We start from the raw sequence: 23,829 nt of genomic DNA, 5'->3' as shown, positions 1-23,829 counted from the left end.
AACCAATAACTATAAAAGTTCTTCTTACTTTTTTTATGGAAAAAAGTAACAAAAAAGCCACCCGAAAAACGATTTACAGCCCGTTTTCGGGAACGCCCTGATTAAGCTGCTGTACTACTGTGACTTCAGCTAAACAATTCTATTCCCTTGCGCTTGTATCGAAAAAATCTGAATCTTGAACGAAAGTGTCAACTTCAAGCACTCGTGTTGGTCGATGGAGAAACTTCAACAACTACGGCGTATAATTTTCGGTGTACGCTGACAGGGCAGAAATATTCGGATCGATAGCGAATAGCAACAACGGATATTATTGTTGCTGCTTCAATGGCTTTTTCTTTTTCCTCTCATGCCCGATTAAAAATCCATAGGGCTTTAGGGGTTCGATATGATCGCACACGATCTTTACAATGCCGAGTAATGGTATAGCCAGGATCATCCCTGGTATGCCCCAAATCAATTCGCCCAGCACCAGGATGATGATCGTAAATAAAGGATTGATGTTTACCTCGGCGCCTACAACGAGTGGTTCCAGCAGGTAAGTTTGTAAAAATTGAACGATGGCATAGGTTAACAGAACGGCGAGAATCATGGCTGTACCCCCGCCCTGTATGATCACCATAACGATGGCCAGCATGTTACCGGTAAAGTTCCCGACAAACGGAACTATTTCCAGCAATCCACAAAGAATGGCAAAGAACACTGCATATCTCACACCCACAATAGAAAAGCCAATACTGTACATCACCCAAAGACAGAGGATCATCAGGCCGATGCCGGTGAGGTATAGCTGCGTCACTTTTTGTATATCGTGAAGGATCTGTTGTGCATTTTCCTTCTGCCGGCCGGATATCAACTGCAGGATAAACTTTTTGATCCTGCTGCGATAGTACATAAAAAGAAAAATGTATACCAGGCATAAGATAAAATCAACCAACAGGCCCAACAGCGCAGGTCCCATATTGGCTAACACTCCGTTGACTGCACTGTTTTGAGCCTGCTGCTGCAATAATTTTTCCTGCTGTGTTACCGGTATCCCAAAATGAGTGCTGATATATTGTTCCACATCACTCAGCATTTGTCGCAGCCGGTTTTCAATATTACTTACCTCACCGGTAAGATCGGTAACCTGCCAGCTTATTAACAGGACAACGATGGTGATAATGCTGAGTAATACCAATATGCAAATCAGTATGGCAAGTCCCTTTGGAATATGTTTTCTTTCCAGCCAGCGGCCCAGGGGTAAGAACAACATAGCTAATAACGCCCCAAAACAAAGGGGTACCAAAAAAGGCTTTGCAAAATAGAGTCCTGCAACTACCAGGAAAACCAACAGTAAAAATAAAACAGCCCTGAACAGGCCGGAGGTTTGAAGCATTGCCTAAATTAAAATAAAATCCATCAATCGTGCATGATGCCGGTCAGCAGGTAACGTAACAATGACGCTTATCACTGTCCGTTCTGAACGGAGACCCGGACAGGCTATCCGCATTGCCTAAAACGGCTTCCTGGCTACGGCGCCAGGCATTGCAACTTCGACGGTGATATACAACTGCATTAAATTATTTTTTAAAGTACTTACTTGCGCAAATCATTTTCATTCTTGCAAAACAAACAGGAACCCTTATCTTTACTGCCTGCAAACCGATCGCCTGCTTTGTTGCAAAGCAGGCTTTTCTTTTTATAACGTTCTTGCCCTTGTATAACAGCCTTGCCAGGAAGGCTTGCCCTTTTAAAAAATTGAAATAACCTAAAAAAAATACCTTATGGAAAAAAAGGGCTTTTTGATTGACATGGATGGTGTGATCTATAAAGGCAATGAACCCATCCCCGGAGCGGTAGAATTTATTCATCGTTTGAAACAGCAGCAACATCCTTTTCTTTTTTTGACCAACAACAGCCAGCGGACAAGCCGGGATGTATGTTACAAACTTCGCAAAATGGGCTTTGAGGTACAGGATGAAGATATTTTTACCTGTGCCATGGCAACAGCCCGCTATTTAGCTTCCAAAAAAGAAGGCGGTACAGCTTATGTGATAGGTGAAGGCGGGCTGCTCACAGAATTGTATGGAGTCGGATATTCGATCGTAGATGATCACCCCGACTATGTCGTTATTGGGGAGGGTCGTACTATCATGCTGGAATCCGTAGACAAAGCCATCAACATGATTATGAACGGCGCCAAATTGATTGCCACCAACCTGGATCCCAATTGCCCGGTTGGCAGCGGCAAATACCGCGCAGGATGCGGAGCTTTTGTGGCAATGCTCGAATTTGCCACAGGAAAACAGGCTTTCAGTGTAGGTAAACCCAGCCCGGTGATGATGCGTATGGCCCGCAAAATACTTGGCCTCGCGACGGACGAAACGATCATGATTGGTGACACAATGGGCACTGATATTTTAGGCGCTGGCTCAATGGGATTTACAACGGTACTCACCTTGTCGGGTGTCACTAAAAATGAAGACCTTGACAAATTTGGTTATGCGCCTGATTTTATTATCAACTCCATAAAGGATTTACTGGACGATCACCTGTTTGAAAAATTATTAAAAAAGCAGGACTTATTACTGGTTTCGTAAGTGAACACAATGAAACAAAGACCGGCAGTGCCGGTCTTTGTTCTTCCGGATGAATTGAAGTATGCACAATACTATTTTTTCAGATCATAACTGAGCAATCATTCTGCAACTCTTCGCCTCCGCCAGTAATATTACCGCAGAATCGTTTATTAAAGCGTACCTTTTGCGGCTGCTGGTAATTCTACCGGCACTTAAATCAACTACATGGCAAATATTACGCAGATTGTTAATTCAGACAAGAATATGAAAACCTTAAAGAAAGGCCTTCATTATTCTGATCTTGACCAGTTGCTCAGCAGCAGCGGTCCCTTTACCTTTTTCGCCCCTTCTGATATTGCGTTTGAAAAACAGGGAAACAACTATATGGAAGACTTTTTAACAGTAGCCAATAAGCCTGCCTTAACTGACCTGCTGCATAGCCATATTGTGAGTGGCATGATCAGTTTTCAAAACCTGAAGGATGGCGACAAACTGACCACCTTAAATGGCAAGGAATTGCTGGTAGAAGTAAAAGATGGCCGGGTAAATGTTGATGGCAGCCCAATCGAAATACGCCAACAGCGAATTACAAATGGCGTGATCCATTCAACAGATACGGTGTTTATTAAAAAGTAATGCTATTACGCCGTGGCGGGTGTACTGAGCGCTGAGCCCGGCGAAGTGTGACTTAGCAGATTGCTAGGGATTGATCATAATATGCGCCCCGTGTGTTCCGGGATCCATGATCCATGGCATACCATCGGCGGATGGTTTTTCCGGCAAACCTGTACTTGCAGCAGTTGCATAAGGAATATAAATTACATACCGCAGGTAACCATTCTTCACTTCACCGGTTGCCCGATCAAAATCTTTATCTTTTGCTGAATAAACATACAGTGTTGCAGGTTGTTTGGGCATTTGCAGGGTGCCGGCCTTTACTTCTTTCTCCCGCTCAGCAAATACCTGTTGACCTTGAATGCCCTGCTTTCTCAGTTCACGTCCCCTTTGCATAAAGGGTTCCAGATCCCTGGCATAACACGCCACAGAAAAGTCGGGTGATTTAGGATCGTCTGCAAGACAAATCAATTCATTCGTGCCTTTTCTTAAAAGGACGAGTTGTGTATCGGCCGAATAGCCATAAACGGTGCAACTATCTCTCTTTTCCTGGGGAGCTGCTAATAATGCAGCTTTTATTTGAATGGCTGCTGAGGGCAGATCATTTTTAGAAGCGGGTGTTTCTTTTTTAGAATTACATCCGTAGCAAACACTGATCACTGCCAGGAACAAAAGAATAAGTTTCATACGAAGTCTTTTGTTGAAAATTAACTAAGGATAAAAAAACAAGGTCTTTTAAAGTTAGGTATTTTTTCTTTCACCCGCCACGCGGAATGGCGGCCACCCCCGATAATAAAAGAAGAACCGATCAACGCCCCGGAGTCTGTGTCATTGCGGGGGATGTGTTCATGAAAGCCGCCGAAGTATGACGAATGCTGAGCTAATTAGTTTTTGTAACTTACAAATGAACATCTTCATTTGTCGTGTACACCACTGGTCAACTATTGTTTATGCCTGATTATTATACACACATACTCGAGACAACCATTGAGGACGATAAGAAGACTCATCATATCTTGGTCGAAGCGGCCTTTGATGTTGACTCAGAACATACCGGCAGGTACCGGGTGACCCTGGATGATAAATCAACCTTTTTAATTCATACCCCTGATCTTGGCTGGATTGAAGAGGAACATGGCGTGACAGAACTATCCAAAAAAGTAGGCTATATGATCGAACATCATGATGCATAGATAAGTTCAGGTTGATTTTTTGTCACTTCAAATTTCACTTATTTCAAGAACCAACTTTCCGCACCAATGAAATCAAGGTTGGAGTGATTATATGTGGCAACATGGAAGCGATAGAACTTCGTAAATTTGTACAGAAAACCAGGTGTTATGACAAGTGAAAGACATATCATCAAGGTTGATAAAGAAATAACTCCCATTCATTACACAAAAAGAACAGAGCCGGTACTAACACCAGGCGCCGATTATTATGTTTGCTTTGGTAACAACATAGCTTATCCCTGTACACTTAAAGAGATCATTGAAGGCCGCAACAAAAGAGTGGTGATTACCAAGTATGACAACAATCAGCGTTTCGGTGAACATGTTCTATTTAGTAATGAAATAGGACAAACTCCGGAAGAAGCAGTCCAAAATACTGCAACCTTTTAAAAAGAAACAGGCAATCTTTTACGCCGTCACGTGTGTACTGAGCTCTTAACCTCACGAAGAGTCGAAGTATCTCCACCCGCTATTCCTGCCGGCAGGCAGGGATCTGTAGTTCAATCGTGAGCCGGTCAGCAGGTAGTGTAATAATGACCGCTAATCATATCTGTTCGGCACAAGACTCCGGAACTTATTTAAGTACTACCAACGATCAAACATATACCTCATCGTAAAAGTGATCGCCATGGAAATCAGCCTTTTGGTAGACTGAATTTTGCTGAAGCCCTATTAAGTCATTGAAAAGTTTAAAAAGTGCTCTCATTATAATACCAGGACTTGTTGAATTTTGCATAATCGTAGCTTTGCTTCAATGTAAACAAATTCCACTATGGAAGAGAATATCGCAATACTAATGGCTGATTTGTCAGGTTATACTGCACTTACAGAAACGCATGGTTCTGTCGCAGCCGCAGATTTAATCGACAAGTACATTGGAATTGTAGAGAATTCCCTGGTTGGAGATAGCAAGATTCATGAACGTACCGGTGATGAAATTATGATAATATCTACTTCCCCGGATTTTCTACTTGCAACTGCAGTAATGATCAGTAAGAATACAGAAAATGAAGAGAATTTTCTCCAGGTGCATGGAGGATTACATTATGGAAAAGTCTTAAAGAGAGCCAACAGTTATTTTGGATCTGCGATTAATCTAACGTCCAGGATCGCCGCTAAAGCAAAGCCCGGAACGTTTTGGTGCTCTGAAGAATTTGTGAATGCAGTATCAGACAAATCTGTGTTGACGTTGACTTCAAAGGGAAATCATCTTTTTAAAAATGTCAGCAAAGAAAAGGAAGTATTTGAATTGTGCGTTGAAGATAAAAAGACATTTTATATTGACCCCGTCTGCCGGATGCTGATACTGGATCCCAAAAATGCAATCGCACATCCAACTAAAAGTGATCACTATTTTTGTTCCCGGAAATGTCTCGAAATTTATACAACAGAACATAACGATCCTCAATGAAAGCAAATTCAATATAGCCCAAATTACTTTGGCTTGTTTACCTTATAATTCTATTCTATAAGATGCCGGAAGTACTGCTTGTAAAAAATATGGTCTGCCGCCGCTGCATCCTGGCTGTTGAAGACGTTTTGGCATATACATTCATTGTATATTTGGAATCACTCATAAAAAACTTACAATGGGCTTTGGCACTAAAGTACTTTTCTTTTTTAGTTCGTTGGGAGCGTTTAACGGTCTTATTTTAGGTATTTATTTTATTTTTTTCACAGCTAAAAAACACTTGTCCAATTATTTTTTAGGTGCTTTAATACTGGCACTGAGCATCAGGATAGGAAAATCGGTAGCCTTTTTTTTTGAATATAATGTACCGAGGACAATTTTACAAATTGGATTGACAGCCTGTACCTTCATTGGACCATTCTTGTATTTCTTCATAAAATCAGAATTAAATCAAACCGGGAAGCTGCCAAAACCATGGATGAAACAATTGGCAGGTTGGCTCTTATTAATTTTAGCCGTGGGTGTCGTTTATCCTTATGAACGTTATCCTTCTTTATGGGGAAATGTTATTATCCCTCTCATTTATCTGCAGTGGGGTTGTTATATAGCTTTTTCGATTTCACTATTAATACCTCTTCTAAAAAAAATCCGGAAAGAAAAGTTGAAACCGTTTGAAAAATGGATGTTGACCATCGGCGGAGCTGTATCGATAATATTTGTAGCATACGTTTGGGCATTTTTAAACATTACTAAAGGCAGCTACATTATCGGCCCCTTATATTTCTCGCTGATCATTTATTTGGTCGTGTTTGCCTTACTATACCGCAAAAAAGCAAATGATCTGTCTTCCTTTTCTACGCAGAAAAATGGCGACAAAAAATTGCAGGAGCAGGAGGCAAAATACATTTTAAGCAAGCTGGAAAGGGTTATGACGGAAAAAGAGCTTTTCAAAAATCCCAATCTCAAGGTCAATGATGTGGCCAGGGAAATCAATGTTTCCGGGCATCAGTTATCCCAATTGTTGAATAATAATCTATCGAAGAATTTTACGCTATTTGTCAACGAATACCGGATCAACGAAGCCTGTAAGATATTATCAGGAGACAGCAATTTTACGATAGATGCTGTCTCTTTGGAGGTGGGATTCAATTCCAAGTCTACTTTCTTCGCCACTTTCAAAAAACTTAAAGGAATGACTCCCAGCACTTTCCAACAATCGGTTACTCCGGATTTATAAACCCGTACTACTGAATTCAGGTTATCAGACCTTGCCAAAAAAAGTATCCCGGACATTTGAGAAAATACTTTTAAATGAAAAAGATAACCTTATTGTTAGGCTTATTGGCCGGTTTTTTTCCGGCATTTTCTCAAAGCACTCCCACTGAAAGACAATTGATAGAAAATACCATCCAGCTGTATTTTGATGGTTGGGCAACAGGAGATACTGTAAAATTGGGCAAGGCCATGCATGCTTCCTGTTATTTAAAAAATTACGGGGATGGGAAATTCACCCAATTTTCGAGAAACCACTACCTCAGTTTATTCAAACCCCATGAGAGACCTAAAAACCTAACCACCCGCATCGTTGCTATGGATATTACAAACAATATGGGTAGTGCCAAAGTGGAGATCAGCACGACAAAGGATCTGTTTACCGACTATTTCAACCTTATGAAAACCAGTGAAGGCTGGGTGATAGCCGATAAAGTATCTACCCGGACGCCTCATAAAATCGTTGACGTAAATGCCATCCGTCCCGAGAAAGAAACGATCCTGGAAGGTCTGAAACGTCCCTGGAGCATGGTTTTTCTATCAGAAGATGAAGTGCTGATCTCGGAGAAAGAAGGTGACCTGGTAAAATACAATCTATCGAAAAAAGAAAAAACCAGGATACAAGGCTTTCCAACCGACCTGGAAGATAGCCTGGGCGGCTTTGGAGATAACACCGGTAAATTCGAAGTTTTGCTTGACCCCGATTTTAAAAACAACAAATACATATACCTGTCTTATGCTGCCAAAGCATCCAGGGGAAGAACTACCAAAATTATCAGGGCCGTACTGGAAAATGAATCCTTGCAGCAGATCAAAGTGCTTTTTGTGGCGGAACCTTATACCTATGAGCGGGTTCATTATGGAGGAGGAATGATCTTTGGAAATGATGGCAAATTGTATTTTACAATAGGCGAACGGCTATTTACCGAAAAAGATGAACCGGCTATTCCCATAGCTCAAAATATTGAAGATAAAAGAGGGAAAATTTATCGGATAAACGCCGATGGAACGATCCCAAAAGATAACCCGGATTTTGGAGATAAAGCAACTCCGGGATTATATGCTACCGGTATCAGGGCAGCACAAGGCTTAACACTTGAAACCACTACCAACAAAATATGGTTCAGCGAGCATGGTACACAGCAGGGAGATGAAATCAATGTGCTGAAGGCAGCGGCCAATTACGGTTGGCCCATGAAGACAACGGGCAAATATCGTTTTGCAGAGTTTGCACCAACACCCATCCCCGGAAATAGCTACACAGAGCCTGTTTGGTCGTGGCTACACACCGTAGCGCCCACTGGTCTGCATTTTTACTCAGGCAACGAATTTGCTGCCTGGAACCGAAACTTACTCGTTGGTGGATTATCAAGGGGCAGTTTATGGCGGATGGTTATAGAGGGTGAAACTATAAAAAGTGCCGAGGAACTATTTACAGACGACCGGTTGAGAATACGGAAAGTAGTACAAAGTCCAATGGGTAAATTGTATATACTTTCTGATGAGCTGAATGGTAAATTGATACGAGTGAAAAATGGGGCTTATTAAACTAATGACAAATTACTTTTTAGATTATTACATTCATCAGCATGATAAAAAAAATTTCACCTAAAGCGAAACACGAATCATATTTCAAATGATAAAATATTTATCCCTGTTCTTATTTTATCCTCACAATTTAATTTTCCAATCCTTTCGGAAAGTTATCTGACTTCTACAGCAATGACGGAGACTCCGGAGCTTTGCTGTTTTTTGTATTATAGGAGTCTCCGTCATTGCGAGGGATGCGTACATGAAAACCGCCGTATAACGAATTCTGATAGCAGACCGACGTAATCTGATTTGATGATGATCAAATTAATTAAGATAGGATTCTTCATTCGTGTGGTTGGTGAAGATCCTTCGCTTGCTTCCTGCTTCGCTTTGCCCGCAATGACGCTGATCAGGAAAACGGCCACGGCGTACTTTTTTCGGCGAACACCTGCCAGGGCGAAATATACAGCACAACTCCTTCAGGTTGAATAATGATCAAAAAATAAATAGGTTTACTTTCGTTTCGCTAACGGATCGCCTTCCTGTAAAATATCAAAGCGATGAATGAATAAATCCGGGTCGCTGATATCTCAACTGTTTTCTATACGCAACCGGTATGGGAAGGAATTTTCATCTCAAAAATTGAATTTGCTGCATGCGCTGGGCAGGGAAAAGGTTACAAGCAAAAAGGCATTGCAATCTTACTATGACAGTTTACTTTACCTCCTGGCATATCCAGATAACCGATCCATTTACCAACTGGCGAATCAATCATTGCAGCAATTGCAATTGTACATTCAATCGCATGAAACTATAAAGGCAAGATTATATAATTCCGGCATCACGAATACACGGCTTTGCGCCGCCTTCAGTTTTGAGATCGTAAAATGGCTGAGAAATAAGCATCCAAAAGATATCCGGTTCCATTCGTTTGAAGCTGATGACGGACAAATCCAATCCATCCTGGCGGTTGTCATGCCCAGGGTAGAGTCAGAAATATTGCTGGATACCCATGGCGCATGGCGATCATGGCTTCAACAATCATTGAAAGAAGGAGAAGATATGCTGGACCGGCTGATCGCTGTTTTTGAAGAGACGGATATTCGTCCAAGTGTCAGGGATGAGCTTTGGGTGGCTATCGGGATAAATGTAGAAATTGATTTCCCGTCTCATCATTGTCTTCCGGGGTCTTTAATTGTTCCTTACTATCATCGTTCACTTATAAAAAAGAATTTCACCCAACCGCGGCACGATGCAAAACCCATCCGGGTAAGCCTTGATGAACAGGAAGCCGAATATATTATTGAATGCAGCAGGATGATACTGGTGCGCCAGCTCCGCGAAATTGATCCCATCACGTTTACGTCCAGCCGCCTTGTTTCGTATTACCGCCTGGCCCGTGGTCTTTCGATAGCGCTGATGGGTATGGTTGCTGAACGAAGAAGTCCTATTGACAGCTATATGGGATACGTGGTTTTTAAAAATGGATTGCCCCTGGCTTATGCAGGTTCGTGGATCTTGTTTGACAGTGGCCGCATCGGGCTCAATGTTTTTCCTGCTTACCGTGGCGGTGAATCCCAATACATTTTTGAACAGGTGCTGAAGTTGCACAGCGAAGTTTATCAGTTAAACCGTTTCAGTGTTGATCCCTACCAGGTAGGAAAAGAAAACAGCGATGCCATTCAATCGGGAGCATTCTGGATCTATTACCGGGCGGGGTTTCGTCCTATGGGTGAAGAACAAAAACAATTAGCTGAAGCAGAAGCACTGAAAATAAAATCCATCAAAGGCTACCGGAGCCCGGCTTCAGTTTTAAAAAAGCTGGCTGATTCAAGACTGGAAATACTATTGAAAAAAAACGCAGTGAGATTTGATGCAACTGACCTGAGCCTGGTATATGCCAGGATACTGAAAGATCAATACAACAATAACCGGAAACTGGCTGAAGAACACTGCTTCACAAAATTGGTTGAATGGCTGCAGTTAAAAAATCATGACGAAGAGAAGCTTCAATTCATTTTGAAGAACTGGTGTGTTCTCCTTTTCCGCAACGAACCTGCCTACCGGACAGGCAGGCAAGAATTGCTACGTAACAGCGGATTAAAAAAGATACTCAAAAAGTTGTTTGCATTAAAAGCAGAAGGCTCTGAAGAAGATTATATAGCGGAATTGCAGCAGGCAGGCGAGTTGAGAAAATTCTTTGAGAGAATGCTGAAGTAATTGAAACCAAAACACGGAAGACACTGACCACGTTTCGCAGTGCCCTGGATTTCTTTTCTTACGGACACACACAATGGCAGAGGGGGTTTATAGTATTCACTGCAATCCGGCGATCGTAAAATCCCCAACTGTTGCCGGTTTTACAACAACTTCAGTCCATTGTTTTACCGAATGCGAACAGAATGCGCTATTTTGATTCTATACCTGGGTGATGTATAGAACGGTGATGCATGATCGACTTTTTTGCAACAGCAAAATCCTGCTTTATGAACAAACATGTATGGCTTCTTTTTTTATTGGCTATTCCTGCCTGGGCTTGTTGTCAAACACTACCCGACAGCGTGGCCATTGGAAAAAATAAAAAGGCATCTGCTGTACAATATGGTGTTGCCAGTTATTACCACAATAAATTTGAAAACAGGAAAACGGCTAATGGTGAAATTTTCAGCCAGCAAAAAATGACGGCTGCCTGCAATACCCTACCCCTCAACAGCTGGGTAAAAGTTACCAATACAAGAAACAAAAAATCGGTGATCCTGCGCATCAACGACCGTATGCATCACAAAAACAAAAGGCTGATCGATCTTAGCCTTGCGGCAGCCAAACAACTCAAATACACCGGTCATGGTCTCACACAGGTAAAAGTGGAATATCTCGGCAAAAAAAAGCCAAAACTCAAGGAAAAGGAAGACTATGCGGGGATAAAATAAGTCATGCCGCATCGGAAAAGATCCGATGTTAACAGGAGAATAACCTGTGCCCTGGTTCGTGTCTCACGAACCAGTCATGCTAAAACACTTCCCACAAATCTTTCAGGAAAGAAAAATTTTTCTCATTTAATTCATAATACTTCGCCGAGGAATATTTATAATCACATGGGTGTTTAGCCAGTTGCCAGTGCTCCGCCAAAGGGTTATTATGAATATACTTCAACTTTTGAAAAGCTACTTCCCGGCTATAAAGATGAATAGCTAATGAATCCCTTTGCCAAAATTCATGTTTCTTGTTTTCAGCATCCACTTTATATAAGGCTAATTTTTCGCCGCCCTCTTTTAACAGCATCCTTCTGAATTCATGAGCCGTATATTTCAAAAAAGAACCCTGTGCCGTTTCTTTCCCATTCAATTCTTTTGTCCGCCATATAACATGAATATGGTTTGGCATAAGGACAAAAGCAAACACATCAATTTTTCCTTCGTTGGTCAGATATTCGAAAGAACTAAGAATAACATCTTTATAATTATCCTCCCATAAAAGCTTTTGCCATTGATTGATGGTAGCTGTCCAAAAAAACACTTCGCCAATCTCAATATATGATTTTCGTTTTTGCTTAAATATATCTTCCCCCGTTTTTCAAAGCTACCTAATGTAGATGATTCCGGCTCGTGAGACACGTGCCGGGGTTTTTTTATTTACTACGGACACTAACGCAGGCGAAGGAAGATTCTTTAGTTTGACAAGAAGCGATAGACACTTCCTTCCACGGATTCCCGTCTTTGCGAGGAATGCCTTTTTGATCTTGAAGTTTAATGATTGCTGATGGCATTCCGACGCAATCTGCTTTGAAGATGATTTTCCGGTAATGCTTATTTCATATTTCTAATTGAATTCATCGCAATATCATGACGTGTTTTCAAAACATTTGAAATGCTGCTGTATTGACCACCAAGCGCAGCTATTGATTGCTGCAGGGTTTGGAACTGTGTGTTCATTTCTTTCATTTTCCTGTTTACTTCATGCATGGCCGTTTCTTTATCCATGTATTCCATACCGGCCAATGTTTCCTGCAGCTCTGACATCACCATGCGCTGATTTTTTATATTGCTCCGGCTCGTATTGACCAACCTCTTTTCATTTGACGCATCAATGCCTAACTGCTTTTCAAGATCATCTAATGACGAAATTATATTCCGGATGTTACTGCGGCTTGTATTCACTCTTTGCTTTAATGATTCCGGCGCCATCCATTTTACAGGCCCGGCATTTTCTTTCTTGTTGTCATTGTTTTCATAATCCGGATCATCTGCAAGACTGCTTGCTGTTTTATTAGAACGGGATGAATTATGATCCTGCACTTTCATATTATCATTATCAGAATCGCCTGCAAAGATGCTTGCTGTTTTATTTGATCGTGATGAATTATGATCCTGCACTTTCATATTTCCGTTGTCACTGCCGCCGGCAATAATAGTTGATGACTTGTTTGACCTTGATGAATTATGATCCTGCACCCTCGTGTTGTTGCCTCCGAGTGTAACAGGAATTTCATCGTCAATAAATATTTTTTGTTCAACAGTGAAAGTATAATCACCTGCTTCCAGACCGGTAAATTCAAATTCACCGTTCTCATTGGTTTGTGTTGTTCTGAGATTGCCACCGGGATTTTTTCCGCCTTTAATAGCAAGCCCGCCAATAGGACTTCCGGGACGCATAGCTGCAGTAACAACGGAACCTCCGGGTACGAATGGCGCTGCCACAAACATTTCCTGTATTCCGTCTCCATCCACATCGCCGGTTGCCAGTTTTAATAACTTAATATTAGAACGTGGGCTCCATACTTCTTCATTATCTGCGTTGCCTGTGGCCATTCTGTCATTTGACTGGTTTGATTTAGTCTTTGTTTTAATGACTGCTTCTGTTGCGCCATCATCATCTGTGTCGCCATTAGCTTTCCTGTCGTTTGATTGATTTGATTTTGTTTTTGTTTTCACAACCGCATCTGCCATACCATCATCATCGAGGTCGCTTATCGTAATAGTGTACTGTTTTACCCTGGCATGATCTGTATTCACTTCAAGGCCTTCTGTTACATCACGGGTACTGCCATCCGAAAATGTTCCGGTAGCAATGAGTCTGCCGGCACTTTTGAGTACAGAGACAGATGTAATACGATTTGCACCAGCGTCGCCCTGCTTGTTTGATTTCAACACTTCCACTCTTCTTCTTGTCATTTGCATAGTATTTCCGTCAAGCACTATTCCTTTTGTGCCGGAAGCATTTGAAATAGTTTGTCGCGCAGCGGATGAAATATCCTGTGATGAACCATCGCTGAATGTTCCGGTTGCGCTGAGTGATTCAAATTCACCGTCACCATCCAGGTCGGCTTCAATAATTGTTAATGTCTTGCTCCTGATATTTGACCTTGATGTACTGATGCCTGCTTTTTGTGTCATAGCATCATTAACGTTCCCGGTGTTGATGATTAATTGCATGGAACCATCTCCCAGTTCAATTTTTCCCAGCAGGTCAGTTTTCGAGTTTGCAGCATAATAATCATAGCCCTTCTTACTTATATATCTTCCATTCAGCTTAACCACATAGTCTCCGTCAGGTACATTGGCAAAAAAGAAATCACCGCCAGGTTCTGTTATTGTTTTGGCCACTACCACCCCGCTTTCTGAATCTGCCAGCGAGACCATTATGCCGGAAATGCCATCGCTGTCATCATCGCTACCGCCTGCAGTTGTTTTTCCTTCATACAATGGATTATTGCCCTGCTGACCCTTGTCATTGTAAAGTGGGTTGTTATTTATGGACGCCATTTTTGCAACGGCAATACAAGGATTGCAAACGACGCCCTGCCCTTCTGCAAAAACAGGTTCATATTGGCGACGACCTGTTGACAAACCGCTTCCTCTTTCCCTTGATCTTTTACCACTGGCCATGCCGCTGCCTGCTTCTCTTGCATAAAGCGTAGTTACAACTCCCGGTGCATTATTGGTCATTCTTCCGGTAGCAGCATATGAGGCAGCAGCAGCACCACTGCCACCGCCACTTAGATTGCTTACTGAACGTTCTGCAATGGTTTGATTAGTTATAATACCGGTACTGCTGCCTGATGTCCAGGTGAGCCTGCCGGAAATAATATTTCTTGCAGCAACATCGCGGTGAATGACGCCACGGCTGGGTACTTCCTGCACCATTGCTCCACCGGCAGCATGTAAGCCTGCATTTACTTTTTCACCAAAGGTGGCTCCCTGTGTTTGCCTGGGAACGGTTACATTCATTGATATCCTGTTTGGCATGCCACCATCAATTTTCATTTTATTATTGTAGTCGGCCGCATCAGCAGGGCAGGCAAAAGTCATTTCCCCGGTAGTGCCGTCGGCATTGGTGATTGTTTGCTTTACAGCGCCGCAATTTACATTCGCTGTTCCTTCGCTATTTATATTTCCATATACAGGCTGGCCGGGTTTGTAAGTCCTTTTGCCGGTAGCTAACCCACTGCCTGCTTCTCTTGACATAGTTTGGTCAACACTGTTACCATCACCTGCATTTCTTTTTCCCGAAGCCTGCCCGCTTGCATGATCCCGTGACGACGGAATATTATAACGAACCGTGATGCCCGTAACAAGGTCTGCAATGTTGCGTGACAACTTTAATGCTTCAATACCACCGCCGCGGCGGGCATCATAATTATTAACTTGTGACCTTGTGCTCATATAATCGAGCCCAATGCCAAACGACCATATATCCGACCTGGTTTTATACTGTACACCCAACCCGCTTAAGAAACCCGGATAAATACTTTTTGCTGTTGATTCATTGCGATAGAGAGATCTTTGCGCACCTTTTTGTTGAATGCTGATCAACCCGCTGTTGTTAATGAATAAGCCACCTTTTGCATGTGCAAAGAGCTCTATTGTTTTTCCAAACCGGATGGCCGGGCCAAACAGCAGGTACATGTTTTGCTGTTTTGCTTTTGAGATGATCAGCTGATCAGGCGGAAAAGAAGTACGGCTTATAAATTTATTGATAGATGTTTCATCGGGTGATGAAGAGCCAAAGCCGGAACTGAACCCAAAACCGGCTTTGCCAAAAAAATATTCAGCTCCAAACCGGAAGCCTGCACCATCGCCCCGAAACAGTAAGGAATCATTCTTACGCTCAATGCCGGTAGAATAAACAGGGGAAAAAGAAATACTAAGCCTGCTGTTACTCCCGGCAGTATTCTGATTAAAAGTTCTAAGGTTTTGTGCAAATGAAGATGAGAAAAGAAAAAATACAAATAAAGATGCGAGGCAGCTTTGGTGGCAGCTTTTCATGTGGTTGGGTTTTATTGGATTAGAAAAATACAATTAATATTTTTTAAATCCTACACCATATAATGATTTTATTTAATCATCTGAACTTTGTGTGAAGAGATGCCGGTTGATTTAAAATTTGATGTTTTGTCTAAATGTAAATCCGGTGTTGAATTGAAGACGCCACGACGACCGTTGAATTTTCTTTTAAATATGGAAGACACGGATAGCGGAGTGTTGAATACGAATAATAGTATTAAAGACGATCCATACTCCGGACTCTCGCCATTGTGAGGGATGCCTTTTGTTTGTTGAAACATAGAGATTGTTGATGGCATCCCGAAGCAATCTGTTTCCGGTGATGATTCTTTAGTTTCATCATGTCTTACTTTTTTCATCTTTACTTACTTTTTTTCTTGATAAAAAAAGTAATCCCGATATGCATCGGGACAGGCGCCAAAATCAAGCCGATTCGATGCGGTAATTTCTTAAATCGAAGACTCCTGGTTTGAATCGGCGACGGGAAAATCTTTATTGTCGAAGAGCTTAAGGCCTAAGACTCCGCTGCGTGTTATGCGAAGCAACGAGAGGCGGCCCCCACCTAAATCCTCTCCGCCGCGGCGGAAGGACTTGTCTCCATAGCAATAACCGTTCTTACGCAGGGCGAAAAAGAGGCGCCGAAAGCTTCTTTGTGATGGTGGTGATTGGTAAGTGTTTTTATTATTGAGTGCTCCATTGTTCCCCGTCATTGCGAGGGCTGCCTTATGGTTGTTGAATTGTAAAAGTTGATAGTGGCAGATAGATGCAATCTGCTTGAAAGGATGTCGTTGATTTATTTTCTTTGATTTTCTCTTAAGGTGAAGAATGATGAAAGGACTGTTAGCCCCAGCGGGGCGATATGTTAGTAGAAAAAAATGATCAAATTGGGTTTGAGCCCCGGAGGGGCGACATTTTTAATAAGCATCTTTTGTGACGAAGACCATTTATGATTGACGCCGAGCCGATAGTTATCGGCTCCATACATCACACAAAGCAACGACATGAGACATCGCCCTGAAAATCTCTCTGGGGAAGCACTACTTGTTTTAATTTTTATTAAAATTCATTCCGGGTTGCGACAACCTGGCTGTTTCAGCAACGTATTTTGACCTGGAAGAACTTACATTTCTCAATTTGTTTCGTTTACACCATGCCTCCAATTCTTCTATGTTAATGCTGACAGGCACTACCTCCATCCCCTGTTCTCTTAATCCATTAACAGCTTTAGTAAATTCTACCATCCAATCAGCATAAGTGTCGCATAAGGCTTCTTTATCTTCCGCCACTCTTTTTAACTCCTTATAGCTATCGAAAGTATAATAACAAATGGCAACCATATTTAAAATTATCAAAATTATTGCAGTCATCTTATTATCGCATAATATTTGCAGACTTCAGGATAACCGTTGAAAGATGTATATTTTATTGAACAATTCAGACAAAATCGGACTCGGGAAGCAATTGAAATTTTGTCAAACAATTACCAATAGAATTGAAATGCTTCCCTGGCATATTTCTTAATCTTTTTCTTAGCTGATTTCAGCAGTATTAAGAATTTTTCTTTTGGCAATGTAGTAAAGAACATCTCATTATTAACCTGGTCTCGAATGGAGACGGGCATAAATTCTTTCATATTGATTGAATAGAGGTTAATAGTATAATAGCTTTCAATTGCGACAGACTCAACGCCAGGCATTTCAATATCCCTGAATTTACTTACCAGGAAAATAATAAATTCCTTTTCTTTTTCAGTGATACCTTTTCCCGTAACTGTAATCTCTTCCGGGTATCCTTTTTCTCCTATCTTAAATTCAATGCTTCCGTCAATTTCTTTTTGCTGATATTCTAACCGGCCGCGATTACTTTCTAATGACCGGATGATTTGCAATAAGGCATTCTCTACTTTTTTATTTTTAACAATGATCTCCGATGATCTTCTGTTTAGCAAATAATTTAATAAAGCAGTTCCTCCCGCCGTATCTCTCCGAAAAAAGTTATCGTATTGTATTTGCTCTGTTATCAACATCTTTGGCGGAATGAAGATATAGTCAGTGTAACGATCTTTCGGGTTTTCTCCATAATAACTACCGCTTGCGGAGGCTCTTTTAAATTTACCTTCCTTGTCATATTTCTCTTCAAATCTTAAAGACTCTTCACCGTCATCTCTTACCAAATAATATCTCCAGCCGCCTGATCTTTTGCCTGCAGAAAAAGACCCATACACTTTCAGGTTTGGCAACATGGATAAATATGGATTTGTGTGCCATTCAAACTTACCTGTTCCATTTTCGAGCATAGATGTTCCGTCAGGCAACTTGTATTGGATAACTTTAAAATCATCGGAAGGCCCATCAAAATTGATAATTGCTTTAAGACTATCATTTGAATAATACCAGTACCAATCTCCAATCATTAAACCTTCCCAGTATTTCCCGGACAACATTAATTTTCCATCAGGGTAGTAAAACCTGAATAACCCATCTCTTTTCCCATCGCTGCTATATTCTGCTTCCGTGAGCAATTGTCCATTCATATCAAAATCCATTTGTTTTCCAGTGTAATACCAGAAAGAATCTATCATGAGTGTGCCAATGCGGTAATAGACTGCTATTGGTTTTTCACATATCTGCCAGGCTCTGTTATAAAAAATAGTATCTGTAATTTTTTGTGCGTTTGATATGCCCTGCGAAGCAAACATTACAACAAGCGTCAACTTTATATGAATGTCTTTAATTCTCATTTTTTCTCCGGGATACTAGTCTAATCGACACAACTTGTTTTTCCAAGAGCCTTTGGAAGTTGATCAGCTCTTCCGTGAAGGTTGGGGACTCCCCGGCAAAGAATTAAAATGTTTTACGCAGGGCGAAAAAGAGGCGCCGAAAGCTTCTTTGTGAGGGTTGGTGATTGATAAGTGTTTTTATTATTGAATGCTCCTTTGTTCCTCGTCATTGCGAGGGCTGCCTTATGATTGTTGAATATTATAAGTTGTCTGTGGCAGACCGACGCAATCTGTTTGAAAGAACGTTGTTGATTTCTTTTTGATTTTCTCTTAAGTTGAAGAATGATGAAAGGACTGTTAACCCCGGCGGGGCGATATGTTAGTAGAAAAAAATGATCAAATTGGGTTTGATCCCCGGAGAGGCGACATATTTAATAAGTATCTTTTGTGACGAAAAGCCGTTTATGATTGGCGCCATGCTATACACAAAACAACGCTATGAGACATCGGCTTGAAAAGCTTCAGAAGGGAGAGTCGAGAAGGAAGTGCGTTAAATCACCGGGCTAAGCTCCGGATAAAAAGATTGAATCGCAGTTGGTGGTAACAGATGTTGCTTCCCAATCCATTTGTCAATCTTCACTTTTACAACGTGAATAGGGTTGGCTTCCGTTACAGTGAATTGCTTGTAATCTGATTCGGGTATATGTCCGAAGAATTTATCGAAGAAGAATTGCATAGCCTGCATTTTCTCTGCTTCATTATCAACAATCCTGATTTTACCATAGATAATGACACTTTGATACTCGCCTCCGAAATCAACTGCCTTTTCAGCCGTATATAACTTTCCGTATTTGTAGACAGAGATAGTTATATTTTTATCCGATACGATTTGCTGTCCGGAGAATCCATACTTTGAAAAATGAAAAACAACTTCATTGTTCGTTTTGTCAAAGGCAAAAAAGGTAGCTTGAATTAACGGATATTCTTCGGTAGCTACAGCAACCGTGCATGAAACTGAGTTTTCCAGTATCTTATGAAGAAATGTGCTATCCGTCTCCTCCCGGTCGGTTCTTCTTACTTTGTCAAACTGTCTTTCCATTGCTTATTAAATAATTGGTTTTATCGATGGTATAACGAACGGTTGAAGATAAAGTTCGACCGTCTATCTTGTTTCGCAGAGGAGTTTACAATGGATTGTGCATTGGCGAACTCGTCGTCATTCAATTTATTTCTCCGTAATACTGCGATCCTGCCTGCCCTGCCTACCGGACAGGCAGGAGGTAAGCAAGGTCCGGCAGGTAAATTCTTTTAATGCTAAATACTGCCAGCCGGGATCGCCTTTGAAAAATGGGAACCCCGGGAAGGAATTAAAATTTCATAAGGGACACCCGGGAAGGAATTGTATATTTATACATACACCATATTCTGATCTTCATCTAAAGATTGTATATGAAAACAACAAGGCAACTTTGCTTCTCCATTCTTTTACTTACCGTTTTTTATCTTCCCTCTTTCGCCACATGGTCAATCATTGTGATCGACCCCAAAACAAAAAAGATAGGAATAGCAGGAGCTTCCTGTACGGTCAGCGTTTATGGCATCGGCCTCATATTACCCGGCAAGGGCGCCATTGTGGTGCAAGCCAATGGCAATCCGTTCGCAAGATTGCAGGGATTCAAAATGCTCATGAATGGTGCTGAACCTTCAGCTATACTCGCAGAGCTCAGGCAGCCGCAGTACGATCCTGAACAGCAGCAGTACGCCATCATGTCTATGAATGATATTAACCAGCCTGCAACCTATACAGGCACAAAGACCATAGCCCATGCAGGCACATTGACTGGATATGGCATTTCTGTGCAGGGCAACATGTTAACCAATCGTGATGAATTGCAGGCAATTTTCGATGTTGCCGTTAAAGCGCAGAAAGATTCTCTGCCTATCCAGGAAATATTAATGCTTGCATTGGAAGCAGGTGCAAAATCAGGCGGTGACAAAAGATGCGGGGAACGAAAAGCATCCAGCGCCTTTGTAATCGTTGCCAAACCCGGCGATGTTGACGAATATTGGCTTAGTTTAATTGTTAACCAGGGCGACGAACATACCAATGCTGTTGAAGCGCTGCGTCAAAAATTTGATAATTGGAAAGCCAAAGAGAAAGCTAATGTCACTACTCAATAATTCAAACGTGCCGGAGCATTACGGCTCATGCCAATCAATAGCAACAGATAAATAAGGTCGGCGATAAAATAACCTGTTTCGCAGACGAGTTTTACGGGCGGATATGTGTATTGGCGAACTCGTCGTCATTCAACTTTTTCTCCGTAGCACGGCCGTTAAATTTCTTTAATACTAAATATTTCCTGCCGGGACATCGTCTTTGAAAAATGGGAGATTCGGAAAATAATTCGATGCCATGATGTCGCTCCACGCATCATTTTGTGGCATCAAATGAAGCATCGTTTTGCTGAAGCTGTTTTATGCCCTTCATGCATTGCCTTAGTTCGAAAAATTCCGATGCGTGGAGACACGTATAGGGGCTTTCTTTTTTTTTACGGACACTAACCGAGGCGGCGGGAGATCCGATGTTAACAGGAGAATAACCTGTGCCCTGGTTCGTGTCTACGCACCAGTCAGCCATACATTACCCGCAAGCCTTTCTTGATATACAACGGCAAGTTGTTTTGTAACTGAATAGCGTTGAGAAAATCTCTATCATCGGCTACCGTCATTTCATCCAACTTCATTTTTTCAACTATGGCGGACAAAGGCTGCGGCACTCCCCTTGGTTGTGGAACTACCTCACCGGCAAGCCGCAACTTCTCCCCTGCTATCTCATCATTGTGATCCAACACTAAAAACCATTGGGGATCGCTGGCAGCATTGGCAATAGAAAGACTGCGATGCGGATGGGTTTCCAGGTCTTTTGCCAACTGTGGCAAGTTTTGTAAGCCAGTCTTTAATTTTTTTATAGCATCACTCAATTTTAAATTATTCACCACCGGGTCACCGGATGGCTGCGTTAAGTGAAGCTGGTATTTTTTTGAGCCCACCATAACAGCTTCTTTGGGAACCTGCCAATGATTCATAAGCTGTTCATGTCCATAGCGGGCAATACCATTGATTACTACCAGTGAAATAGCGGTCTCTGAGCGGTTCAAAAAAGCATGATAGGGATCACCGGTAGTTCCTGTCATCACCAGCAGGTCGGCCCTTTTACCTGCTTCAATACTTCCCATTACCTTGTCCCATTTTAACATTCGGGCTGCGTTGATGGTAGCCATTGCGAGGATATCCGCATCTTTTTTCATCACTCCTAATTCGCGACTGACGAGCCTGGCTACTTTCAATTCGCCGAAGAGGTTTTTGCTGCCGGATGCTGACCAATCTGAACCAATGCCTATCAGCAACTTGTTTTTAACAGCTGAGACAATGTCGGCTGTTTGTCCATACAACAATAAATTACTCAATGGCGACCACACCATAGATGCTTTGTTCGCTGCCATTTTTTTAAACTCTGTTGCTTTCAATGCTACACAATGAATTCCACTCAATGCTTCTGTTATGGCCCAATTGCCATCCGGCAGTTTCAGGTCGTTAAAATGTTGCAGCGCCTCGGGATCGGTGCCTTCACTCAGGTGCAGCAATAAACAATGTTGTTTTTTCAACCGCTGGTAAAAGGCCTGGATCGATGCCGATTCAACATCGGAAATTTTAGCCAGTGCTTCGGGTAATTCCGCATCATCTGTATTCTCTACATTTCTGACTACGCCACGATAATACTTTTGAATACCATTGTTGCTGAAGAGTGCGATGCCCTGTGAAGTGGTAACTCCGCCCAACAGGCATTTGCATTCAACGTATCGCACAATCGCTTCAACATAGCCGGGTGTTTTACCCAGCACATTCATAGGACCGCTGATAATTTTCCGGTACTCTGCTGTGCCCGCCCATTGATCCCGGTTGGTATACTGTTTCGGTACCTGCCAAAGACGAAGGATATTATAGCTAAGATGATTGTGCAACTCGATGAGGCCGGGATAGATAATACCTTCCGTGTTAATTGGATCGATATGCCTGAAACCTGCTGGCGGCCGCGCCGTACTTTTTTTCACGGCAATGATATTGCCTTTATCAATATAAACGATGCCGTCATCGATCACCGTTCTGCGATTGTTCATGGTAACGATTCTGCCACGCAATGCATATTGCGGGCCATCCATGGGATCTCTTGCTATAACTGCCATAGTGTTATTTTATAGATCAGGCGCTTTCCAGGTAAGTGTGAGATCATCACCAGATGGCCGGCTCACACTGTTCATCCTTCCTCTTCCGGTAGTGCGCAGCCAACTGTCATCACCTAAAAATGCAGGAGCGCCAAAGGGCAAATCACGTCGTGGAACAGGTGCATAGTCAGCCTCCGTAAATCGTGTGCCGTACAAGGCGCCATCGGTGTCACCATCTTCGTCTTTGGTTACGATATTTCTCAGGGCACTTACAAGCCGGTTCCAATCTGCAGTTAGCTTCGCTTCATCATGACTATAACTGGGGTGATACGTCTCAAACACCGGTGTATCGCCTTTGCCCGGCCAAAGACGAATAGTTTGCTTCGCTATCTCACCAAAGGCAACAATGGCCCGTAGGGCCGGACCTGTTGCTTTAGTAAATACTTTATTTCGCCAACGGGTATGAGCAGGATCAACCAGCAGATCGAGGCCATCGGATAAATTGGAAGGATGAAGCGAATAAACAAATCCATTCAGGCAAACATAGGAACGGGTAATTCCAATTTTGGACAGGAAACCCTGCACCCGCTGGCCGGCATTACCGATTAGTGCTCGCCCACCTATTCGTTCGGTAGGTCCGGGGTCCGAAGCGACACATAGAATCTTTGCTGACTTATCCAGGCGGCCACGGTAAAAAACAGGTCCCCAGTTAAACCAAAACAATTCTTTGACGGGACTATAATCAGGATGCTGCTGCAATAGCCTGGCCATGGAAGGCGAAGGACCTTTGTCAAATTCAATGGGCATAGTGTAAGTTTTATTGGTCGTTGCCCGGGTACAGCTCATGGAAAATTTTCATAAGACTGTTGATTGAAAAGACGTTTGCCCTGTATGGGCAAAAGAAAAATGTATAAAATTTAATCGTAGTGTTCGACAGGCTTTGTCAATCCGGAGACCAAGTTAACTAAAAAACAGCAAGG

Annotated in this window: 21 protein-coding genes; 11 read left to right on the top strand and 10 right to left on the bottom strand. The window is 42.2% G+C overall.

Annotation, left to right across the window (positions count from 1 at the left end; translation table 11 throughout):
• Positions 1 to 307: 307 nt before the first annotated feature.
• Entirely contained in the window at positions 308 to 1,375 is a 1,068-nt protein-coding gene (locus ACFEL9_RS08620; protein WP_385888421.1) for an AI-2E family transporter, read from the bottom strand.
• A gap of 388 nt (positions 1,376 to 1,763) precedes the next feature.
• Between ACFEL9_RS08620 and ACFEL9_RS08615 the strand changes: the two genes are divergently transcribed.
• Both ACFEL9_RS08615 and ACFEL9_RS08610 read left to right on the top strand, forming a co-directional pair.
• A complete protein-coding gene (locus ACFEL9_RS08615) occupies positions 1,764 to 2,579 on the top strand; it encodes an HAD-IIA family hydrolase (RefSeq protein WP_385888419.1) in 816 nt (271 codons plus the stop codon).
• Between the two features lie 204 nt (positions 2,580 to 2,783).
• A complete protein-coding gene (locus ACFEL9_RS08610) occupies positions 2,784 to 3,194 on the top strand; it encodes a fasciclin domain-containing protein (RefSeq protein WP_385888416.1) in 411 nt (136 codons plus the stop codon).
• Between the two features lie 63 nt (positions 3,195 to 3,257).
• Here the strand turns inward: ACFEL9_RS08610 and ACFEL9_RS08605 are convergent, their stop codons facing one another.
• Positions 3,258 to 3,860 (bottom strand): hypothetical protein, encoded by a 603-nt coding sequence (locus ACFEL9_RS08605; protein WP_385888413.1) that lies wholly within the window; start codon positions 3,858 to 3,860, stop codon positions 3,258 to 3,260.
• 263 nt (positions 3,861 to 4,123) lie between these two features.
• Between ACFEL9_RS08605 and ACFEL9_RS08600 the strand changes: the two genes are divergently transcribed.
• The 8 genes from ACFEL9_RS08600 (at position 4,124) to ACFEL9_RS08565 (ending at position 11,551) form a co-directional block, all read left to right on the top strand.
• Entirely contained in the window at positions 4,124 to 4,366 is a 243-nt protein-coding gene (locus ACFEL9_RS08600; protein ID WP_385888412.1) for a hypothetical protein, read from the top strand.
• Positions 4,367 to 4,513: 147 nt separating this feature from the next.
• Positions 4,514 to 4,795, top strand: coding sequence for a hypothetical protein (locus ACFEL9_RS08595; protein ID WP_385888409.1), 282 nt, complete (start codon positions 4,514 to 4,516; stop codon positions 4,793 to 4,795).
• Positions 4,796 to 5,177: 382 nt separating this feature from the next.
• A complete protein-coding gene (locus ACFEL9_RS08590; RefSeq protein WP_385888406.1) occupies positions 5,178 to 5,816 on the top strand; it encodes an adenylate/guanylate cyclase domain-containing protein in 639 nt (212 codons plus the stop codon).
• A gap of 178 nt (positions 5,817 to 5,994) precedes the next feature.
• Entirely contained in the window at positions 5,995 to 7,053 is a 1,059-nt protein-coding gene (locus ACFEL9_RS08585; RefSeq protein ID WP_385888403.1) for a helix-turn-helix domain-containing protein, read from the top strand.
• Positions 7,054 to 7,127: 74 nt separating this feature from the next.
• Entirely contained in the window at positions 7,128 to 8,636 is a 1,509-nt protein-coding gene (locus tag ACFEL9_RS08580) for a PQQ-dependent sugar dehydrogenase (RefSeq protein WP_385888401.1), read from the top strand.
• A 300-nt stretch (positions 8,637 to 8,936) separates the two neighbouring features.
• Positions 8,937 to 9,113, top strand: a complete 177-nt coding sequence (locus ACFEL9_RS08575) for a hypothetical protein (protein ID WP_385888399.1) — start codon at positions 8,937 to 8,939, stop codon at positions 9,111 to 9,113.
• Positions 9,114 to 9,185: 72 nt separating this feature from the next.
• On the top strand, positions 9,186 to 10,841 hold the full coding sequence (locus ACFEL9_RS08570; protein ID WP_385888396.1) for a hypothetical protein: 1,656 nt from the start codon (positions 9,186 to 9,188) through the stop codon (positions 10,839 to 10,841).
• Between the two features lie 266 nt (positions 10,842 to 11,107).
• A complete protein-coding gene (locus tag ACFEL9_RS08565) occupies positions 11,108 to 11,551 on the top strand; it encodes a septal ring lytic transglycosylase RlpA family protein (protein WP_385888393.1) in 444 nt (147 codons plus the stop codon).
• Between the two features lie 79 nt (positions 11,552 to 11,630).
• Here the strand turns inward: ACFEL9_RS08565 and ACFEL9_RS08560 are convergent, their stop codons facing one another.
• The 6 genes from ACFEL9_RS08560 to ACFEL9_RS08535 form a co-directional block, all read right to left on the bottom strand.
• Positions 11,631 to 12,137, bottom strand: a complete 507-nt coding sequence (locus ACFEL9_RS08560; protein WP_385888392.1) for a transposase — start codon at positions 12,135 to 12,137, stop codon at positions 11,631 to 11,633.
• A 290-nt stretch (positions 12,138 to 12,427) separates the two neighbouring features.
• Entirely contained in the window at positions 12,428 to 15,886 is a 3,459-nt protein-coding gene (locus ACFEL9_RS08555) for a carboxypeptidase regulatory-like domain-containing protein (RefSeq protein WP_385888390.1), read from the bottom strand.
• Positions 15,887 to 15,954: 68 nt separating this feature from the next.
• Positions 15,955 to 16,263, bottom strand: a complete 309-nt coding sequence (locus ACFEL9_RS08550; RefSeq protein WP_385888389.1) for a hypothetical protein — start codon at positions 16,261 to 16,263, stop codon at positions 15,955 to 15,957.
• A 687-nt stretch (positions 16,264 to 16,950) separates the two neighbouring features.
• Complete coding sequence (locus ACFEL9_RS08545) at positions 16,951 to 17,271, bottom strand: hypothetical protein (protein ID WP_385888386.1); 321 nt, start codon at positions 17,269 to 17,271, stop codon at positions 16,951 to 16,953.
• A 113-nt stretch (positions 17,272 to 17,384) separates the two neighbouring features.
• Positions 17,385 to 18,644, bottom strand: coding sequence for a toxin-antitoxin system YwqK family antitoxin (locus ACFEL9_RS08540; RefSeq protein WP_385888383.1), 1,260 nt, complete (start codon positions 18,642 to 18,644; stop codon positions 17,385 to 17,387).
• A gap of 529 nt (positions 18,645 to 19,173) precedes the next feature.
• Entirely contained in the window at positions 19,174 to 19,722 is a 549-nt protein-coding gene (locus ACFEL9_RS08535) for a pyridoxamine 5'-phosphate oxidase family protein (RefSeq protein ID WP_385888381.1), read from the bottom strand.
• Positions 19,723 to 20,072: 350 nt separating this feature from the next.
• On the opposite strand from ACFEL9_RS08535, the gene ACFEL9_RS08530 reads away from it, so the two are divergent.
• Positions 20,073 to 20,804, top strand: coding sequence for a DUF1028 domain-containing protein (locus ACFEL9_RS08530; protein ID WP_385888378.1), 732 nt, complete (start codon positions 20,073 to 20,075; stop codon positions 20,802 to 20,804).
• Between the two features lie 452 nt (positions 20,805 to 21,256).
• Here ACFEL9_RS08530 and ACFEL9_RS08525 read toward each other — a convergent pair whose 3' ends face one another.
• Positions 21,257 to 22,870, bottom strand: coding sequence for an amidohydrolase family protein (locus tag ACFEL9_RS08525; protein ID WP_385888376.1), 1,614 nt, complete (start codon positions 22,868 to 22,870; stop codon positions 21,257 to 21,259).
• Positions 22,871 to 22,879: 9 nt separating this feature from the next.
• Complete coding sequence (locus tag ACFEL9_RS08520; protein ID WP_385888374.1) at positions 22,880 to 23,656, bottom strand: uracil-DNA glycosylase family protein; 777 nt, start codon at positions 23,654 to 23,656, stop codon at positions 22,880 to 22,882.
• Positions 23,657 to 23,829 lie beyond the last annotated feature (173 nt).

The organism is Terrimonas alba (genome assembly GCF_042434975.1).
Lineage (GTDB): Bacteria > Bacteroidota > Bacteroidia > Chitinophagales > Chitinophagaceae > Terrimonas_B > Terrimonas_B alba.
Note: the sequence above shows the minus strand (reverse complement) of the source record. Positions and strands in the feature narration are given on the sequence as shown.

Coding starts and splice junctions, on each gene's coding strand:
- ACFEL9_RS08570 (WP_385888396.1), top strand. CDS start 9,186: ATGAATAAATCCGGGTCGCTGATATCTCAACTGTTTTCTATACGCAAC.
- ACFEL9_RS08600 (WP_385888412.1), top strand. CDS start 4,124: ATGCCTGATTATTATACACACATACTCGAGACAACCATTGAGGACGAT.
- ACFEL9_RS08585 (WP_385888403.1), top strand. CDS start 5,995: ATGGGCTTTGGCACTAAAGTACTTTTCTTTTTTAGTTCGTTGGGAGCG.
- ACFEL9_RS08590 (WP_385888406.1), top strand. CDS start 5,178: ATGGAAGAGAATATCGCAATACTAATGGCTGATTTGTCAGGTTATACT.
- ACFEL9_RS08620 (WP_385888421.1), bottom strand. CDS start 1,375: ATGCTTCAAACCTCCGGCCTGTTCAGGGCTGTTTTATTTTTACTGTTG.
- ACFEL9_RS08610 (WP_385888416.1), top strand. CDS start 2,784: ATGGCAAATATTACGCAGATTGTTAATTCAGACAAGAATATGAAAACC.
- ACFEL9_RS08580 (WP_385888401.1), top strand. CDS start 7,128: ATGAAAAAGATAACCTTATTGTTAGGCTTATTGGCCGGTTTTTTTCCG.
- ACFEL9_RS08595 (WP_385888409.1), top strand. CDS start 4,514: ATGACAAGTGAAAGACATATCATCAAGGTTGATAAAGAAATAACTCCC.
- ACFEL9_RS08530 (WP_385888378.1), top strand. CDS start 20,073: ATGAAAACAACAAGGCAACTTTGCTTCTCCATTCTTTTACTTACCGTT.
- ACFEL9_RS08550 (WP_385888389.1), bottom strand. CDS start 16,263: ATGAAAAAAGTAAGACATGATGAAACTAAAGAATCATCACCGGAAACA.
- ACFEL9_RS08615 (WP_385888419.1), top strand. CDS start 1,764: ATGGAAAAAAAGGGCTTTTTGATTGACATGGATGGTGTGATCTATAAA.
- ACFEL9_RS08525 (WP_385888376.1), bottom strand. CDS start 22,870: ATGGCAGTTATAGCAAGAGATCCCATGGATGGCCCGCAATATGCATTG.
- ACFEL9_RS08565 (WP_385888393.1), top strand. CDS start 11,108: ATGAACAAACATGTATGGCTTCTTTTTTTATTGGCTATTCCTGCCTGG.
- ACFEL9_RS08545 (WP_385888386.1), bottom strand. CDS start 17,271: ATGACTGCAATAATTTTGATAATTTTAAATATGGTTGCCATTTGTTAT.
- ACFEL9_RS08535 (WP_385888381.1), bottom strand. CDS start 19,722: ATGGAAAGACAGTTTGACAAAGTAAGAAGAACCGACCGGGAGGAGACG.
- ACFEL9_RS08540 (WP_385888383.1), bottom strand. CDS start 18,644: ATGAGAATTAAAGACATTCATATAAAGTTGACGCTTGTTGTAATGTTT.
- ACFEL9_RS08605 (WP_385888413.1), bottom strand. CDS start 3,860: ATGAAACTTATTCTTTTGTTCCTGGCAGTGATCAGTGTTTGCTACGGA.
- ACFEL9_RS08555 (WP_385888390.1), bottom strand. CDS start 15,886: ATGAAAAGCTGCCACCAAAGCTGCCTCGCATCTTTATTTGTATTTTTT.
- ACFEL9_RS08575 (WP_385888399.1), top strand. CDS start 8,937: ATGATCAAATTAATTAAGATAGGATTCTTCATTCGTGTGGTTGGTGAA.
- ACFEL9_RS08520 (WP_385888374.1), bottom strand. CDS start 23,656: ATGCCCATTGAATTTGACAAAGGTCCTTCGCCTTCCATGGCCAGGCTA.